Here is a 15,502-nt window from a genome sequence, read left to right on the forward strand (position 1 = left end):
GTTTTTCAGCTTTTGGCACTACTCAACGTGGTGTCTATTTTATTTTCCGGTTTTTGCGAGATACGTATTATTTCTTTTCGTATTTCTTCTTTTTCGGTATCGTTTTCTTCGGTGAGTTTTTGCAGTTTTACGTACGATTTATCTTCGTTCTTGAAAGGCGTTTCTATTTGTTTTGAAAGTCTTTCGTATGCGAGTGTGAGTTCTCTTTTTCCGTTTTTCGGTGTGATTACAAGTCTTCCTCCGTCGATTTTTCCTGTACCGCAGAGTAAACCGTCCACCTCTTTACTTCCGTGTTGAACTTTGTGTTCTACATTTATTGTACCGTCGTCGTTTTCGGTGAATGTTACCGTTTCAAGATTTTTTATGTGATCTCCGGTCCAATTTATTCCGGCATCTTGCACGCCCCACCATGTTCCTTGCCAAGGTTCACGTTTCGTGTAGAAGAAAAAAGCAATTGCGACGCCTATTATAGCGATGAGTAGAACCAAACATGCAATCAGTTTACTTTTTTTCATACTTCTTCCTCCATGTGTAAATTATACAATGAATTATCTTTTGTGAAAAGTGAAAAAATTTTTTATTTTCATAAAATTTGAACTTAAACAACATGTAGAGTTTTGTTTTAAAACAGTCAAAAAACGCTTCAAAATGCTTTTAAATGCGTTTTTATGGTATAATGTATATGTAAAAATTGTATAAAAAAGGAGTAATTATGGATTGGCAAGAAGGTAAAATAGTTTCTACACCGCTGGAAGGTCAGATGAAAAATTCTTACATCGACTATGCCATGTCGGTTATCGTTACTCGTGCATTACCTGATGTGCGTGACGGTTTGAAGCCGGTGCATAGACGTATTTTGTACGCCATGCAAGAGTCCGGTATGATTTCATCGAAACCGTTCAGAAAGTCTGCACGTCTTGTCGGGGATGTACTCGGTAAGTATCATCCGCACGGTGATATTGCCGTTTATGAGTCTGCAGTTCGTATGGCTCAAGATTTTTCGACTCGTTACCTCTTGGTTGACGGTCACGGAAATTTCGGTTCGGTTGACGGTGACTCCGCTGCCGCAATGCGTTATACGGAAATGCGTATGGCAAAAATTTCCGCAGAAATGTTGCGTGATATTGATAAAGACACTGTCGATTTCATGCCGAACTATGACGGTTCATTGCAAGAACCCGTAGTTCTTCCTTCACGTATTCCGAATTTATTGGTGAACGGTTCTTACGGTATTGCCGTAGGTATGGCAACGAATATTCCTTCACATAATTTGGGTGAAGTTGTTGACGGATTGTGTGCGATGATTGATAATCCTGAGATTACCGTAGATGAATTGATGAATTATGTAAAAGGTCCGGATTTTCCGACCGGCGCAATCATCATGGGTAAAAAAGGTATTCAAGACACATACCGCACAGGCCGAGGCAGTATAAAAGTACGTGCAAAAACGGAAATTGAAGAAATGTCGCACGGAAAAAATCGTATTGTCGTAACGGAGATTCCTTACCAGGTAAATAAAGCACGTCTTGTTGAAAATATAGCGGAATTGAGCAAGCAAAAAGTTATTGAAGGAATTACCGCTTTGCGTGATGAATCGGATCGTAACGGTATGCGTATCGTTATCGAACTCAGAAGTGATATAAATCCGCAAATTATGCTCAACAACTTGTTCAAGCATACTCAACTCGAAATAAATTTCGGTGCGATAATGCTTTCTCTTGTAGACGGTCATCCACGTGTATTGTCCTTGAAACAGATGATGTACTACTACTTGAAACATCAGGAAGAAGTTATTACAAGAAGAAGTCGCTACGAGTTGGACAAAGCGAAAGCAAAGGCGCACATACTCGAAGGTTTGCTTATTGCGCTCGACCATATAGATGAAGTAATAAAAACCATTCGTGCATCGAAAACGGACGGCGAAGCAAAAGATTCTTTGATGTCGAAATTTGAATTGTCCGAAAAGCAATCGGTTGCGATATTGGATATGCGTTTGCGTCGTTTGACAGGACTTGAACGTGAAAAAATTGAATCCGATTACAAAGATGTAATGGAAGTAATAGCATACTTGGAGGATTTATTGTCCGACAGAAACAAGATTATGAAAGTCGTAAAAGACGAATTAATCGAAATAAAGGAAAAATTCGGCGATGAAAGAAGAACTCAATTCGAAAAAAGTACGGAAGGTTTCGATTTGACGGATCTCGTTCCCGATGAACCTATGACGATTACCGTTACAAAGCATAATTACATCAAGCGTATGGAATCAAGTGATATACGTATTCAACGTAAAGGCGGACGCGGTGTCAGCGGAATGAAGATGAAAGATGACGATTATGTTTGGAAAATAATGAATACGTCCACACACAACAGATTACTTTTCTTTACCGATGAAGGTAAAGTATATCTGAAATCCGTTATCGAGTTCCCGCTTTCAAGCAGAACTGCACGTGGAAGTGCGTTGATAAACTTCATTCCTACACTTGAAAAAGATGAACGTGTAACGGAAATGCTCGATCCGGACATGTCGACTGAAGGCGTAAAATACCTGCTTATGATTACAAGATACGGTTATGTAAAGAAAACATTAATCGAAGAATACAAGCATATAAACAAAAACGGCATTATAGCACTTCGTTTGAATGAAGGCGACCGTCTTGTAAAAGTTATTCCGGTTGTCGGTGATGAAGACGTTATATTGGGTACGAGAAAAGGTATGGCGATACGTTTCTCGATAGCAGATGACGAAATAAGAGCGGTAGGACGTGTAGCCGCCGGCGTTCACGGCATAAAATTATCCGCAGGCGATGAAGTTGTCGGTGCGGTAATAGCCGATGAAAAAGATATTTTCACAATATCCGCAGACGGAAATGCAAAACGAAATAAAGAAAGCGCTTACCATGTACAAGGCAGAAACGGTAAAGGTGTAAGAAACTTCAAACGCGGATTCGAAGTAGTTGCACTTGTAGCTGCAGATGATAATGATGAACTTGTCGGAGTATCCGAAGGCGGTATTACGATAAAAACATCAGCATCTCAAATTTCAAGCAAAAAAGCGAAAGCCGGACAGGGAGTGATTCTCCAACGTCTTGAAGAAGGCGATCGTATAGCATCAATTGATGTAGTACCGGAAGAAAACGAAGAAGAATAAAAAATAAAAGCATGAAGTACCTATACGTACCTCATGCTTTTTCATTTCAAAAACGTTTAGATAATTTTATCGCACGCCATTTTGCAAGTGCTTCATGAGCCTCTTTCGGAGCATCACTTGTAAGATTGAAATGTCCTTTTATTCTTTTTGTTATATCATCGGTGTCGATATATGCCTCAAACGTTTTATACAACTCCGTTTTCCTTATTTCATCAGCTAAATTCATAGGGCCTCCTTTTCTATATAATAACATGAAAAATTATCGTTACAATTCAAAATTTACTTACTTTGAAACAAATTTAAAAAAATTTATAAAAAAACTTTTGACAAAATTCATTTTTACGTTTATAATTAGTGCAACTTCAAAACAAGGTATACGAAAAATCCTTTGAAGGGAACGAGTAATTTACTCAAGTAAATCACAGAGAGCCGATGTTTGGTGCAAATCGGCATTTACCGGTAGATGAAAATCCTCCCTGAGGTGCAGACCTGAATTATTTAATTAAGGGCTGACGTAATTTCCACGTTATAGGAAACGCGTATGTTAGTACGTTGTAGAGCGTCTGAATTATTTTCAGGAACCTGGGTGGTAACGCGGCATAGCCGTCCCTCGATATGAGGGGCGTTTTTTTATACCTTTTTTGCCTCTTTGCTCTAAACACTGACGAAATAATGTTTTAACGGAGGGGTATTATGAAGAAATTTTTTGAACTTTTATCGAAGTATTTCGGCGTTATGGCAGTGGTATTTCTGCTATTGGGACTTTTCACATCCGACAAATGGCTGTGGGTAATGGGAAATGTAAAAGGCGTTTCCGTTATGAGCCTGATGCTCGGAGTGATTATGTTCGGAATGGGAACTACATCCGATTACAAAGATTTTTTGGGAATTTTCAAAAGGCCGAAAGATGTATTTCTGGGAGCGTTGGCACAGTATACAATAATGCCGTTCTTGGCATTTGCACTTGCAAAACTGTTCCAACTTGATGACGGACTTACCGCAGGACTTGTACTCTTGGGTACTTGCCCCGGAGGTACGACATCAAATGTCATCACATACATGAGTAAAGGAGATTTGGCATATTCGGTAACGATGACATCCGTATCTACATTGCTTTCTCCGATAATGACACCGCTGCTTACATTTTGGCTCATAGGTGCGAACATAAAATTCGATCCGGTCGGAATGTTTCTCTCAATATTGGAAATAGTAATACTTCCGGTAGCATTGGGACTTATGCTTAAAACATTTCTTCCGAAAGTCGGAGAAACGGTTGCATCTTACACACCGGGCGTATCATCACTTACAATATGCCTGATACTTGCCGGAGTAATCGGTGCATCGCATGATGCGATACTCAACCATTTCGGAATGATAATGCTTGTAGTTGTACTCTTCAACCTGTTCGGTTACTTACTCGGATTTGCAGCGGCAAAACTCAACGGACTTTCGTGGAAAAAATCTGTAACACTTGCAATAGAAGTAGGAATGCAGAACTCCGGACTTGCGACAGGACTTTCAAAAGTGCATTTTGCAAGTTTACCGGCAGCTGTAATACCGGGAGCATTATTCTCGGCATGGTTCACCATATCCGGCGCAGTACTTGCATGGGTATGTACAACCTACCTGAATCCGTACTTCGGCAAAGAAAATAATGATGACACATCAAAAAATGAAAATGTCGCAGTAAGTGCTTAAAAGATTGAATTCATTAAAATATTTAACACAAAAGGAGTGTATTAAAATGGAACATCAATTTTTACCCAGTTACACATTAGGAGAAGATGCTTATGACGCAGTACCGCAAATCTGCGGAGAATTCGGGAAAACTGCAGTCATTATCGGAGGAAATAAAGCCAGAGCGGCAGCCGAAGAAGATCTCAGAAAATCCTGTAAAGGCAAACTTGAAATTACGGACTCTCTGTGGTACGGAGATGATGCAACATTTGAAAATGCGGACGCTTTGAAACAACACGAAAGCGTACAAAAATCCGACATGATTTTTGCAGTAGGAGGCGGTCGTGCAATTGATACCGTCAAAAAAACCGCAGGTGAAATGAATAAACCGTTATTCGTATTTCCTACACTTGCATCAAACTGTGCACCCGTTACTGCGGTAGGTGCGTACTACTATCCGACACACGCATTCAGAAGCGTATGGTATGCACACCGTCCTTCATACCACACATTTATCAATACAAGAGTAATTGCGGAAGCACCGACCGAATACTTCTGGGCAGGAATCGGTGACGCACTCTCAAAACAGTATGAAGTGGAATTCTCATCAAGAGGAGACGAATTGAGTTACAGCAGAGGATTGGGAGTACAACTCGCAAGAAACTGTTCCGAAGGATTGCTCCGCTACGGAGAAGAAGCACTGAAAGCCGTTGAAAAAAATGAAGTGAACAAAGATGTAGACTATGTAGTTCAAAATATTATTTGCTCAACGGGAATTATTTCAAACTTGGTACCCGAAGATTACAACTCGAGCCTTGCGCATGCACTTTACAACAGTCATACCGGCACACCCCACGAAGGAAAGCACTTGCACGGAGCGGTAATTGCATGGGGCGTACTCGTACTTTTGACAATGGATAAACAATTTGAAGAACGTGACAAAATGTATCAGTTCTGCAAAAACACAAAACTTCCGCACAAACTTGCACACATCGGATTAACCGATCCGACCGAACTTGTAAAGAATGCACTTACAAAACCGGATTTAAGAAAAACGGCATATCCCGTAACGGAAGAAATGGTACTTAAAGCAATTTACGATTTGGAAGAATTGGGATAAAACACAAAAGGCACTCTGTAACGGAGTGTCTTTTCATTTGAAAAAATATATTGAAACGAAATTTATATAATATGTAAAAATAAATAGTAAAGAACGTTGATAAAACAATTTTGTGAAATACAAATAAACGTGTAAAGTTTTTTTGCTTGACATGGTTTTGCAGTTACTATATAATTACTTAGGTGTGGTGATGGTATGTCATTGGAAAAAATTGTACAAAAGGGTGAATTGCTTGACATATACGGTAAACTTTTGACGAAAAGACAAAGAGAATGCTTGGAACTGTACTACGATGAAAATCTTACATTGGCGGAAATTGCCGAGCATTTCAATATTTCCCGTCAAGCCGTACATGATGCGATGCGACACGGTGAAGAACAACTTTATACTTATGAGAAAGAACTCAATATTGTTACAAAAAGAAAAGAAAGACAAAACAATATAGAAAAGTTGAAAATTCTTTTGTCCGGAAAAACGGACAGTCGTATAGAAACTCTTTTAGATTTTTTATCGGAATGAAGGTGAACAAATGGCGTTTGAAAATTTAGGCGATAAACTGCAAAAAGCTTTTAAAGATTTGCGCGGTAAGGGTAAATTATCCGAATCCGATATAGACGGTGCTTTGCGTGAAGTCAGAAAAGCACTTTTGGAAGCTGATGTAAATTTCAAAGTTGCAAAAGACTTTATTGCACAAGTTCGTGAAAAAGCAATCGGTGAAGAAGTTTTCGGAAGTTTGAAGCCGGATCAAACCGTCATTAAAATAGTTCGTGACGAATTGACTCAACTTTTGGGTGGAACTCAAAGTAAAATCACCATGTCATCTAAAGGATTGACAACGATTATGCTTGTAGGTCTGCAAGGTGCAGGTAAAACTACAACGGTAGGTAAACTTGCATTGATGCTCAAGAAAAAAGGTAAAAATCCTTTGCTTGTAGCATGTGACGTTTATCGTCCGGCGGCAATCAAGCAGTTGCAAGTACTTGCATCGCAAGTCGGAGTTTCGGCATTCACGATTGAAGGCTCAAAAGAACCGGTTGCAATTGCAAAAGAAGCTGTCGAATACGCAAAAAAGCATAATAACGATGTAATTCTTATAGACACTGCAGGTCGTTTGACCATAGATACGGTTTTAATGGAAGAATTGAAAAATATAAAAGCTGCCGTTATGCCGCATGAAATTCTTCTCGTACTCGATTCCATGACCGGTCAAGATGCGGTAACTACCGCAAAAGCATTTGACGAAAGTTTGGGAATTGACGGAACCGTTTTGACGAAGATGGACGGTGATGCACGAGGCGGTGCCGCACTTTCCATAAAAGCGGTAACAGGCAAACCGATAAAACTTATCGGTGTCAGTGAAAAACTTGACGGCGGACTGGAAGATTTTTATCCTGACCGTATGGCGGGACGCATTCTGGACTTGGGAGACTTGGCATCACTTTTCGAACAAGCACAAAGAAACCTCGATCAGGATACGATGAAAGAAGCCGCAACACGTCTGAGAAAAGGACAATTTACACTTGACGATTTCTTGAAACAATTACATCAAATCAAAAAAATGGGATCATTGCAAAGTATCATAGGAATGCTTCCGGGTATGGGAAAATTCAAAGACCAACTCAAAAACTTGGACCTTGACAGCAAAGAAATGAAACATTTGGAAGCGATTATACTTTCCATGACAAATGAAGAACGCAATGAAGTGGATATATTGAACGGAAGTCGCAGAAAACGTATTGCACAAGGTGCAGGAGTACAAATACAAGATGTAAATCGTCTGGTAAAACAATTCAAAGAAATGCGTAAACAAATGAAACGCATGAAAAACAAAAAGATTAATCCGTCCTTGCTTAAAAATTTCGGAAATTTTACAGGGATGTTTCGCTAAAACGGAATAAATAAGAGGAGGTGAAAATATGTTAAAAATTCGTTTAACTCGTATGGGTGCAAAGAAGAATCCTTTCTACCGCATTGTCGTTATCGACTCCAAGGCGGCTCGTAGCGGAGTACCGACCGAAACAATCGGATGGTATGATCCGGCAAAGACTGATGCACCGGTAAAACTTGACGAAGAAAGAGCACTTTTCTGGTTGGGAAAAGGTGCACAGCCTACAGACACCGTACGCAGCATTTTGAGAAAAAAAGGTGTTATTGCCAAGTTTGCAGATGCAAAGAAGTAATGGAGGCGCAGCATGAAAGAATTGGTTGAAACAATTGCTCGGGCTATTGTTACAGACCCTGAAGCCGTCTCCGTGACCATGATCACAAAGGGCAACATGGAAGTATATCAAATCCACGTTGCCCCTGAAGATATGGGAAAAGTTATCGGCAGAAGAGGTCGTATTGCCAATGCAATTCGTACTGTTGTAAAGGCGGGTGCTTTGCGTGAAAATCGCAGAGTAGCTGTCGATATTGTATAAGAGGTATCTGATGGAAGAAATGCAAATATTGGTTCCGGTAGCTGTAAAATCAAAGCTTACCGAATCATTGAAAACAGCTTTAATGAATGAAATTATGCAAAATATCAGTCGTGTAGACCATGATATGTCACAGCTTATTTCAGACGAAAAAGAAAAAGTTGCCGAACAGGCAAAAATAAACGTACAAGCGATAGCACCGCTTCGTGCACAGTATGAAGCTCAACGCGTACGCATGCAACAAGTAAAAGACAAACTGATTGCAGACAAAGAACATTTGGAAAAATTGACAATCGGTGCGGAAATTCCGCGTACACCTATGAACCGCATTGTAACATTACATATCGGTGATGATATGAATACGATTATGGGCGGAGAAATTTTGGTGGAAGACGGAAAAATTATCGCTTTCCGTGATTAATATGAAAACTGATGAAATGACAGTAGTCGGTCGAATAGTTGCCCCGCATGGAGTGCGGGGTGATTTGCGTGTATTACCTGAAATAGATAAACCGGAAATATTTAAAAATATCAAGCATATTTATTTCGGTGAAAAATCCTACAAAGTTATTTCCTCACGCCCTCACAAAAACATTTATATAATGAAAGTTGAAGGAGTGACGGACAGAAATACATCCGAAAGTATGGTAGGACTTTCGGCAAGTCTGTCAAAAGATGAAATACCTCCATGCAAAGAAGGCGAATACTATTGTTTCGAACTTTTGGATATGGAAGTTTATACGCAAGAAGGTACATTTGTAGGAACGCTGAAAGAAATTATCGAAACAGGTGCAAATGACGTATACACCGTAATCGGTCCCGACAAAGAAGAAATATACTTGCCGGCAATTCCTTCATGTATAAAAAAAGTAGATGTGGAAAGCCGCAAAATGACAGTTGAATTACCGGAATGGGCTTAATATGAAAATTACAGTTATTTCCTTATTTCCTGAATTCGTGGAAGCATTTTTCAATCAAAGCATAATGAAACGTGCAATTGAAAACGGACTTTTGGAAATGAACGTAGTAAATCCGAGAGATTTTTCGCACAACAAACACCGTCATGTAGATGATACTGTCTACGGAGGCGGTGACGGTATGCTCATGCAATGCCAACCGATATTCGAAGCGGTAGAATCGGCATTGCCGGAAAAAAGTGAAAAGGACAGAATTATATTTCTGTCTCCGGCGGGAACTCCGTTCACACAAGACAAAGCAAAAGAACTCTATAAAAAATACGATCACCTCGTACTTGTTTGCGGTCACTATGAAGGCGTGGACTATAGAGTTGAAGAACACTTGGCGGACGAAGAAATATCCATCGGCGACTATGTAATCACCGGCGGAGAACTCGGAGCGATGGTTATATCGGATGCGGTAGCAAGAATGATTCCGGGAGTATTGGGAAGTGAAGGAAGCGCCATATACGATTCATTCTACGAACCAATACTCGAATGTCCTCAATACACGAAACCTGCCGAATTTCGAGGATGGAAAGTACCGGAAGTGCTGCTTTCCGGACATCATGCAAACATCGCACAATGGAGAAGAAAAGAAGCACTTAAGCGTACACTTCTCAAAAGACCGGATTTACTTGAAAAGTTGAAAAAAACCGAAAAAGACGAAGAAATGCTTGAAGAATTGCGGAAAGAAGGAAAAACATAATGGCACCTGTATACATCGGACTCATACATTATCCGATTTACAATAAGCACATGGAAGTAATTACAACCGCACTCACAAATTATGATCTGCACGACATTGCACGAACTGCAAAAACGTACAACGTGAAAACTTATTTCATCATTCATCCGTTGGAAAGCCAACGTGTAGTGGCAAGCAGAATAATGAACCATTGGAAAACCGGAAGCGGAGTATATTACAACCCCAATCGTAAAGAAGCTTTTGAAGATACGGAACTTGTATGCAATTTGGAAGAAGCGATAAACTTTATAAAAAAAGATTGCGGCAAAGAACCGGTAATAGTCACAACGGATGCACGTGTATATCCGAATACCGTCACCTATTGTGAAATGCGTAAAAAAATTCACGAAGACGAAACACCGTTTCTGATACTCTTCGGAACCGGATACGGAATGACAAAAGAAATGATGAAAAAATTTGATTATATAATCGAACCTATTTACGGTGCGGGAAGTTATAATCATTTATGTGTAAGAAGCGCCGTTGCCATTATACTTGATCGCCTGCTCGGCGAAACGTGGTGGAATACGAAAGAATCCTTGTGATTCAAAAGGAGGAACAATATGTCCGGACATTCAAAATGGGCCAACATAAAGCATAAAAAAGGCAAGGCAGATGCTTTAAGAGCTAGAATTACTACAAAAATTTCAAAAGAAATTACCCTTGCGGCACGTATGGGCGGTGGTGATCCGGTCGGAAATATGCGTTTGAAATTGGCATTGACCAAAGCAAAACAAAACAACGTGCCGAAAGAAAATATTCAACGTGCCATAGCAAAAGGTGTAGGAGCCACATCCGGCGAAGGATTTGAAGAAATGTCCTACGAAGGATACGGACCGGGCGGAGTTGCAATAATAGTTGAATGCAGCACCGACAACAAAAACCGTACAGCTGCGGATGTGCGTTATGCGTTCACACATCATGGCGGAAGTATAGGAACACCGGGCTGTGTAGGTTGGATGTTCAAGAAAAAAGGAATCATTATAGTAGATAAAGAGGTAGCAGACGAAGACACACTGATGCTTCTTGCACTCGACTCCGGCGCCGAAGACGTACAGGCACACGAAGAAGTATACGAAATCATAACCGAACCGGACGCATTCATAGCGGTATCGGAAGCACTTGAAAAAGAAGGCATCGAAGTCGAATCTTCTGAAGTATCCATGATTCCCGACAACACGGTAAGCTTGGACGGAGAAAAAGCCGAATCAATGCAGAAAATGATAGAAGCATTGGAAGAAATCGACGACGTTCAAGAAGTATATCACAATGCGGATATGCAGTAACAACAAACAAAAAGTATTCATTTGTTTTTTACGATAAAATGAATACTTTTTTTTATGAAATGCAGCAAAATATGTAACTTTATAAAATTGAAAAATAAAAACTCGAATGAAAATATAACTTGAATAAAAGAGAAGATATATTTAAAAAATTAAAAATAAAGGATATAATATAAAAAGAAAAACAAAGGGAAAACAAAGGAGAAAACGAATGCAAGGTATAAATGCAGATGAATTTATAGACTCGATGCTTGACGGCGAAGCAAGCGTAAGATACAAAAGTTGCATATACCGCTTTTCGGGAGTTATTTATCATCCGGCAAGAAATACTTACTCGATAAGCATCGAAAAATACAGACGCACAAAAGAACCGTTTGAAGAATTTATAGAATGCGTATACTACGTTGAAGATGAAGATGAAAACATCTGTCTGGACAAACTCACCCAAGATACTCTGTGGGACGGAAAAACATTCTACCAACTTGAAAAAGCATTACAACTTATAGATTGGTAAATGAAAAAGCATATGTTATAATGCACTAATATGGTTGTTTCTGAAAACCAACCTAAAAAAACCGGAGGTAAAAAATGAAAAGAGCAATTATACTGTCAAGCGGAGGAGTAGACTCAACGACATGTATATCTGTCGCCGTAGACAAACTCGGCAGAGAAAATGTCGCTACAGCCTCTATTTTTTATGGACAAAAACACGAAAAAGAATTGGAATGTGCAAGAAAAGTTGCACAATTTTACAATCTTAAACACTATGAATTCAACTTGGCGCAAGTTCTGCAATACTCAAATTGTCCGCTGCTTGCAAAATCAACAAAAGAAATAGAACACGCAAGCTACGAAGAACAAGTAAGAGAAAACAGCGGGAAAGTCGCAACATACGTACCGTTTCGAAACGGACTCATGTTGTCGGTAGCTGCAAGTCTTGCGGCAAGTATATTTGAAAATGAAGAAACGGGAATTTACATAGGCGCACACGCAGATGATGCGGCAGGAAACGCATATGCGGACTGCAGCGAAGAATTTCTGAAATCGATGAACGATGCAATTATGATAGGAACATATGAAAAAGTGAAACTCGTATTTCCTTTTGCAAATACAAACAAAGCAGGAGTAGTAGCAACCGGACTGAAACTCAAAACACCGTACGAACTCACATGGAGCTGCTACGAAGGCGGAGAAAAACCCTGTGGAACATGCGGAACATGTATAGACAGACAAAAAGCATTTGAAGAAAACGGAGTAAAAGATCCGGCATTGGAGGCATAAAAATGTATACTGTAACAAAAAGAATGGAAATAAGCGGAGCACACTTTCTGAAACTTGACTACGAAAGCAAATGTAAAAAACTTCATGGACACAATTGGATAGTGACAATAACCGTACAAAGCGAAACATTGAACGAACATGGAATGGTAGTGGATTTTACCGACATAAAAAAAGTTGTAAACCGACTCGATCACAATGTAGTAAATGAAGTAATCGGATCCATGAACCCGACTGCGGAAAACATAGCAAAATGGCTTTGCGACCAAATTCCCAACTGCATAAAAGTATCAGTACAGGAAACTGAAGGAAATATTGCAACATATGAAAAATAACGGAACGATAAAAGGCGGTTTTCATATCGTAGAAATATTCGACAGCATAGAAGGAGAAGGAAAACGCACAGGATACATGGCAATATTTGTAAGACTTGCATCATGCAACCTTCGCTGCACATACTGCGACACATCTTATGCACTTACACTGAAAGACACAAAAGAAATTTTAAGTGAAAAAGAACTGATTGAAAAAATACACTCATATCCGTGGAAAAAAATTACATTTACGGGCGGAGAACCGATGCTTCACCCCCTTCAAAACATATGCGAAACACTCGGAAAAGAAGGCTATGAAATAAATATAGAAACAAGCGGCTCGATACCGTTATTCGACAAAAGACCGCCCAACCTCTTCTATACGATGGACTTCAAATGTACCGGCAGCGGAATGAAACAACACATGATAGAAGAAAACTTTGAAAAATTGAACAAAGACGACGTACTTAAATTTGTTGTAGGAGATTTGACGGACCTGGGAGATATGAGAAAAATAATAAAAATAAAGTACAATAACGCAGAACAACCCAGATTTTACGTAAGCCCCGTATGGGGAAAAATAAAACCCGTCGAACTCGTAAACTACGTAAAAGATCACAAAATGACAAACGTATGCGTACAAGTGCAACTGCACAAAATTATATGGAATCCGGAGGCAAGAGGAGTATGAACAAAGAAAAACTTGAACAAGCCGCAAAACTTTTGATAGAAGCTATAGGAGACGACCCGAAACGTGAAGGACTCTTCGAAACGCCGAAACGTTTTGCCGAAATGATACAAGAACAATTTGCGTATGTAGGAATAACAAACGATGAAATAGCAAAAAAATTCGACAAAACATTCGAAACGACAGAAAACGACATAGTAATAGTAAAACAAATACCGATATTCTCGCACTGTGAACACCACATAGCGATAATGTACAACATGAAAGTATCAATCGGATACAAACCGAAAGGAAGAGTAATAGGACTCTCCAAAATGGCAAGAATAGCCGATGCCGTAGGAAAACGCTTTCAAATACAAGAACGAATAGGCACCGACATAAGAGAAATAATGAAAAAAATAACAAAATCCGAAGACGTAATCGTACACATATCGGGAGAACACTCCTGTATGACCGCAAGAGGCATACAAAAACCCGGAGCCGTTACCGAAACGATAGCGTCATCCGGGATATTTAAAGAAAACTATGAAACAAGAGCCGAATTTCTGAAAATGGTAAAAAACTGATTACTGAAAATCCGACTCGGACAAAAGACCGTCATCACCGTAATCATGTAACTGTTGCAATGCAATCTTGGAAATAGTACTCAAAACTTCCTTCTCATGCTCACCCGCAAGATTGAAAGCACCGCACATGGCAGCGGACAAAGACGTAATAGTTTTCATACGATTGCTGCTGTCTATCTTTATATCGACATTGCCGTCAGGCGATGTAAAAATAATAACCTTTTCATTAATCATGTAAAAAACTCCTTATTAAAATATGGGTATATTGTAACACAACACAAAAAATATAACTATAAAAACAAAAAAGGAAAATATGAGAGAATACAAAATAACACCCGACAAAAACGGAAAAAGACTCGACAACTACATAAAAGAAAAAGAAAAAATACCTCACTTCATCTTCATAAAATCACTCAAAAAAAACAAAATAAAAGTCAACGGTAAAAAAGAAAGCGGAAACTACAAACTCAAAACCGGAGACATTGTAACCTCATACATCGAAAACAAAAACAAAAACGAAAAAGAAAAAATACACTTCAGTATAAACTATGAAGACGAAAACATAATCATAGCGGAAAAAGAAGCAGGAATACTGTGCAACGACACGACAAATAAAGAAGAAAAAACGCTGCATGACGAAATAAACGAATACCTCAAAGAAAAAAACGAACCGGAAGCATACCCCGTACACAGAATAGACCTCAACACAATAGGACTTGTAATATTTGCAAAAAACATGCACGCACGAGTAATACTCGACAGAGCTATAAAAGAAAGAAACATAAAAAAATACTACCTGTGCGTAACAACGGGAACAATGAAAAAGAAAAGCGGAAAACTTGAACACCAACTATTCAAAGACGCAAAAAACAACAAAGTATACATCTACGAAAAACCCTGCAAAGGATCCAAAACCGCAACAATGAACTACAAATGTCTGAAAACCGAAAACGGACTCTCGCTTGTAGAATGTGAACTCATCACAGGACGAACACACCAAATCAGAAGCCAACTCTCATACATAGGCTACCCGATTTTGGGCGATGACAAATATGGAAACAAAACAATAAACAAAACATACAAAGAACGAAAACAACTCCTGTGTGCATACAAAATAAAAATAAACTTTGACGGAAAAGGTCACATACTCGATTACTTGGAAGGAAAAGAAATCAAAGCGAAAAAAATACCCTTCATAAAAAAATACTTCAAAAACAAAGCATGAAATTCCAACACGGAAATCATGCTTTTTGCTTGCAAAAATATTTTGAAAATTCATTCAAGCCGATGAAAAATTAAAAACT

General features: G+C 39.1%; 21 protein-coding genes and 1 other annotated feature. Of the genes, 18 read left to right on the top strand and 3 right to left on the bottom strand.

Features of this window, described 5'->3' with window-relative positions; genetic code table 11:
• Positions 1-5: 5 nt before the first annotated feature.
• A complete protein-coding gene (locus tag P6922_RS04810) occupies positions 6-515 on the bottom strand; it encodes a hypothetical protein (protein ID WP_007553791.1) in 510 nt (169 codons plus the stop codon).
• 197 nt (positions 516-712) lie between these two features.
• Here P6922_RS04810 and gyrA point away from each other — a divergent pair, with 197 nt between their 5' ends.
• Positions 713-3,151 (top strand): DNA gyrase subunit A, encoded by a 2,439-nt coding sequence (gene gyrA, locus P6922_RS04815; protein ID WP_276874809.1) that lies wholly within the window; start codon positions 713-715, stop codon positions 3,149-3,151.
• Between the two features lie 46 nt (positions 3,152-3,197).
• Here the strand turns inward: gyrA and P6922_RS04820 are convergent, their stop codons facing one another.
• Positions 3,198-3,377 (bottom strand): hypothetical protein, encoded by a 180-nt coding sequence (locus P6922_RS04820; RefSeq protein WP_007553637.1) that lies wholly within the window; start codon positions 3,375-3,377, stop codon positions 3,198-3,200.
• A 153-nt stretch (positions 3,378-3,530) separates the two neighbouring features.
• Positions 3,531-3,765, top strand: a binding site (T-box leader).
• 79 nt (positions 3,766-3,844) lie between these two features.
• Between P6922_RS04820 and P6922_RS04825 the strand changes: the two genes are divergently transcribed.
• From P6922_RS04825 to folE, 16 genes are all read left to right on the top strand, one after another.
• Complete coding sequence (locus tag P6922_RS04825; protein WP_276874812.1) at positions 3,845-4,849, top strand: bile acid:sodium symporter family protein; 1,005 nt, start codon at positions 3,845-3,847, stop codon at positions 4,847-4,849.
• 46 nt (positions 4,850-4,895) lie between these two features.
• Positions 4,896-5,948: an iron-containing alcohol dehydrogenase family protein gene (locus tag P6922_RS04830; RefSeq protein WP_276874814.1), complete on the top strand. Its 1,053-nt coding sequence runs from the start codon at positions 4,896-4,898 to the stop codon at positions 5,946-5,948.
• 195 nt (positions 5,949-6,143) lie between these two features.
• Complete coding sequence (gene ylxM, locus P6922_RS04835) at positions 6,144-6,467, top strand: YlxM family DNA-binding protein (protein WP_007553772.1); 324 nt, start codon at positions 6,144-6,146, stop codon at positions 6,465-6,467.
• A 10-nt stretch (positions 6,468-6,477) separates the two neighbouring features.
• A complete protein-coding gene (ffh, locus tag P6922_RS04840; RefSeq protein ID WP_007553735.1) occupies positions 6,478-7,836 on the top strand; it encodes a signal recognition particle protein in 1,359 nt (452 codons plus the stop codon).
• Between the two features lie 28 nt (positions 7,837-7,864).
• Entirely contained in the window at positions 7,865-8,128 is a 264-nt protein-coding gene (rpsP, locus tag P6922_RS04845) for a 30S ribosomal protein S16 (protein ID WP_007555806.1), read from the top strand.
• 12 nt (positions 8,129-8,140) lie between these two features.
• Positions 8,141-8,368, top strand: coding sequence for a KH domain-containing protein (locus P6922_RS04850; RefSeq protein ID WP_276874816.1), 228 nt, complete (start codon positions 8,141-8,143; stop codon positions 8,366-8,368).
• Positions 8,369-8,378: 10 nt separating this feature from the next.
• Positions 8,379-8,786, top strand: a complete 408-nt coding sequence (locus tag P6922_RS04855; RefSeq protein WP_007553647.1) for a YlqD family protein — start codon at positions 8,379-8,381, stop codon at positions 8,784-8,786.
• 1 nt (position 8,787) lies between these two features.
• Complete coding sequence (gene rimM / locus P6922_RS04860) at positions 8,788-9,285, top strand: ribosome maturation factor RimM (RefSeq protein ID WP_035062603.1); 498 nt, start codon at positions 8,788-8,790, stop codon at positions 9,283-9,285.
• 1 nt (position 9,286) lies between these two features.
• Entirely contained in the window at positions 9,287-10,030 is a 744-nt protein-coding gene (gene trmD, locus P6922_RS04865) for a tRNA (guanosine(37)-N1)-methyltransferase TrmD (RefSeq protein ID WP_276874819.1), read from the top strand.
• Entirely contained in the window at positions 10,030-10,614 is a 585-nt protein-coding gene (locus tag P6922_RS04870) for an RNA methyltransferase (protein WP_276874822.1), read from the top strand. Before trmD ends, P6922_RS04870 begins: the two co-directional genes overlap by 1 nt.
• 18 nt (positions 10,615-10,632) lie before the next feature.
• Positions 10,633-11,355, top strand: a complete 723-nt coding sequence (locus P6922_RS04875; protein ID WP_276874824.1) for a YebC/PmpR family DNA-binding transcriptional regulator — start codon at positions 10,633-10,635, stop codon at positions 11,353-11,355.
• Positions 11,356-11,563: 208 nt separating this feature from the next.
• A complete protein-coding gene (locus tag P6922_RS04880; protein WP_007553561.1) occupies positions 11,564-11,866 on the top strand; it encodes a hypothetical protein in 303 nt (100 codons plus the stop codon).
• 74 nt (positions 11,867-11,940) lie between these two features.
• A complete protein-coding gene (gene queC, locus P6922_RS04885; protein ID WP_007553724.1) occupies positions 11,941-12,633 on the top strand; it encodes a 7-cyano-7-deazaguanine synthase QueC in 693 nt (230 codons plus the stop codon).
• A gap of 2 nt (positions 12,634-12,635) precedes the next feature.
• Entirely contained in the window at positions 12,636-12,965 is a 330-nt protein-coding gene (queD, locus tag P6922_RS04890; RefSeq protein WP_007553769.1) for a 6-carboxytetrahydropterin synthase QueD, read from the top strand.
• Positions 12,955-13,635, top strand: coding sequence for a putative 7-carboxy-7-deazaguanine synthase QueE (queE, locus tag P6922_RS04895; protein ID WP_007555800.1), 681 nt, complete (start codon positions 12,955-12,957; stop codon positions 13,633-13,635). Before queD ends, queE begins: the two co-directional genes overlap by 11 nt.
• Positions 13,632-14,198, top strand: a complete 567-nt coding sequence (gene folE / locus P6922_RS04900; protein WP_007553762.1) for a GTP cyclohydrolase I FolE — start codon at positions 13,632-13,634, stop codon at positions 14,196-14,198. The genes queE and folE overlap by 4 nt, the downstream gene beginning before the upstream one ends.
• Here the strand turns inward: folE and P6922_RS04905 are convergent, their stop codons facing one another.
• On the bottom strand, positions 14,199-14,432 hold the full coding sequence (locus P6922_RS04905) for a hypothetical protein (RefSeq protein WP_276874826.1): 234 nt from the start codon (positions 14,430-14,432) through the stop codon (positions 14,199-14,201). It abuts the gene before it with no gap.
• A 79-nt stretch (positions 14,433-14,511) separates the two neighbouring features.
• On the opposite strand from P6922_RS04905, the gene P6922_RS04910 reads away from it, so the two are divergent.
• On the top strand, positions 14,512-15,423 hold the full coding sequence (locus P6922_RS04910) for an RluA family pseudouridine synthase (protein WP_276874828.1): 912 nt from the start codon (positions 14,512-14,514) through the stop codon (positions 15,421-15,423).
• Positions 15,424-15,502: the final 79 nt, after the last annotated feature.

It is taken from the genome of Dialister micraerophilus (assembly GCF_947090205.1).
In the GTDB taxonomy this organism is placed as follows: Bacteria; Bacillota; Negativicutes; order Veillonellales; family Dialisteraceae; genus Dialister; species Dialister micraerophilus.

Bases quoted from the DNA above. Each gene is read 5' to 3' on its own strand.
- P6922_RS04810 (WP_007553791.1), bottom strand. From the start codon at position 515: ATGAAAAAAAGTAAACTGATTGCATGTTTGGTTCTACTCATCGCTATA.
- gyrA (WP_276874809.1), top strand. From the start codon at position 713: ATGGATTGGCAAGAAGGTAAAATAGTTTCTACACCGCTGGAAGGTCAG.
- P6922_RS04820 (WP_007553637.1), bottom strand. From the start codon at position 3,377: ATGAATTTAGCTGATGAAATAAGGAAAACGGAGTTGTATAAAACGTTT.
- P6922_RS04825 (WP_276874812.1), top strand. From the start codon at position 3,845: ATGAAGAAATTTTTTGAACTTTTATCGAAGTATTTCGGCGTTATGGCA.
- P6922_RS04830 (WP_276874814.1), top strand. From the start codon at position 4,896: ATGGAACATCAATTTTTACCCAGTTACACATTAGGAGAAGATGCTTAT.
- ylxM (WP_007553772.1), top strand. From the start codon at position 6,144: ATGTCATTGGAAAAAATTGTACAAAAGGGTGAATTGCTTGACATATAC.
- ffh (WP_007553735.1), top strand. From the start codon at position 6,478: ATGGCGTTTGAAAATTTAGGCGATAAACTGCAAAAAGCTTTTAAAGAT.
- rpsP (WP_007555806.1), top strand. From the start codon at position 7,865: ATGTTAAAAATTCGTTTAACTCGTATGGGTGCAAAGAAGAATCCTTTC.
- P6922_RS04850 (WP_276874816.1), top strand. From the start codon at position 8,141: ATGAAAGAATTGGTTGAAACAATTGCTCGGGCTATTGTTACAGACCCT.
- P6922_RS04855 (WP_007553647.1), top strand. From the start codon at position 8,379: ATGGAAGAAATGCAAATATTGGTTCCGGTAGCTGTAAAATCAAAGCTT.
- rimM (WP_035062603.1), top strand. From the start codon at position 8,788: ATGAAAACTGATGAAATGACAGTAGTCGGTCGAATAGTTGCCCCGCAT.
- trmD (WP_276874819.1), top strand. From the start codon at position 9,287: ATGAAAATTACAGTTATTTCCTTATTTCCTGAATTCGTGGAAGCATTT.
- P6922_RS04870 (WP_276874822.1), top strand. From the start codon at position 10,030: ATGGCACCTGTATACATCGGACTCATACATTATCCGATTTACAATAAG.
- P6922_RS04875 (WP_276874824.1), top strand. From the start codon at position 10,633: ATGTCCGGACATTCAAAATGGGCCAACATAAAGCATAAAAAAGGCAAG.
- P6922_RS04880 (WP_007553561.1), top strand. From the start codon at position 11,564: ATGCAAGGTATAAATGCAGATGAATTTATAGACTCGATGCTTGACGGC.
- queC (WP_007553724.1), top strand. From the start codon at position 11,941: ATGAAAAGAGCAATTATACTGTCAAGCGGAGGAGTAGACTCAACGACA.
- queD (WP_007553769.1), top strand. From the start codon at position 12,636: ATGTATACTGTAACAAAAAGAATGGAAATAAGCGGAGCACACTTTCTG.
- queE (WP_007555800.1), top strand. From the start codon at position 12,955: ATGAAAAATAACGGAACGATAAAAGGCGGTTTTCATATCGTAGAAATA.
- folE (WP_007553762.1), top strand. From the start codon at position 13,632: ATGAACAAAGAAAAACTTGAACAAGCCGCAAAACTTTTGATAGAAGCT.
- P6922_RS04905 (WP_276874826.1), bottom strand. From the start codon at position 14,432: ATGATTAATGAAAAGGTTATTATTTTTACATCGCCTGACGGCAATGTC.
- P6922_RS04910 (WP_276874828.1), top strand. From the start codon at position 14,512: ATGAGAGAATACAAAATAACACCCGACAAAAACGGAAAAAGACTCGAC.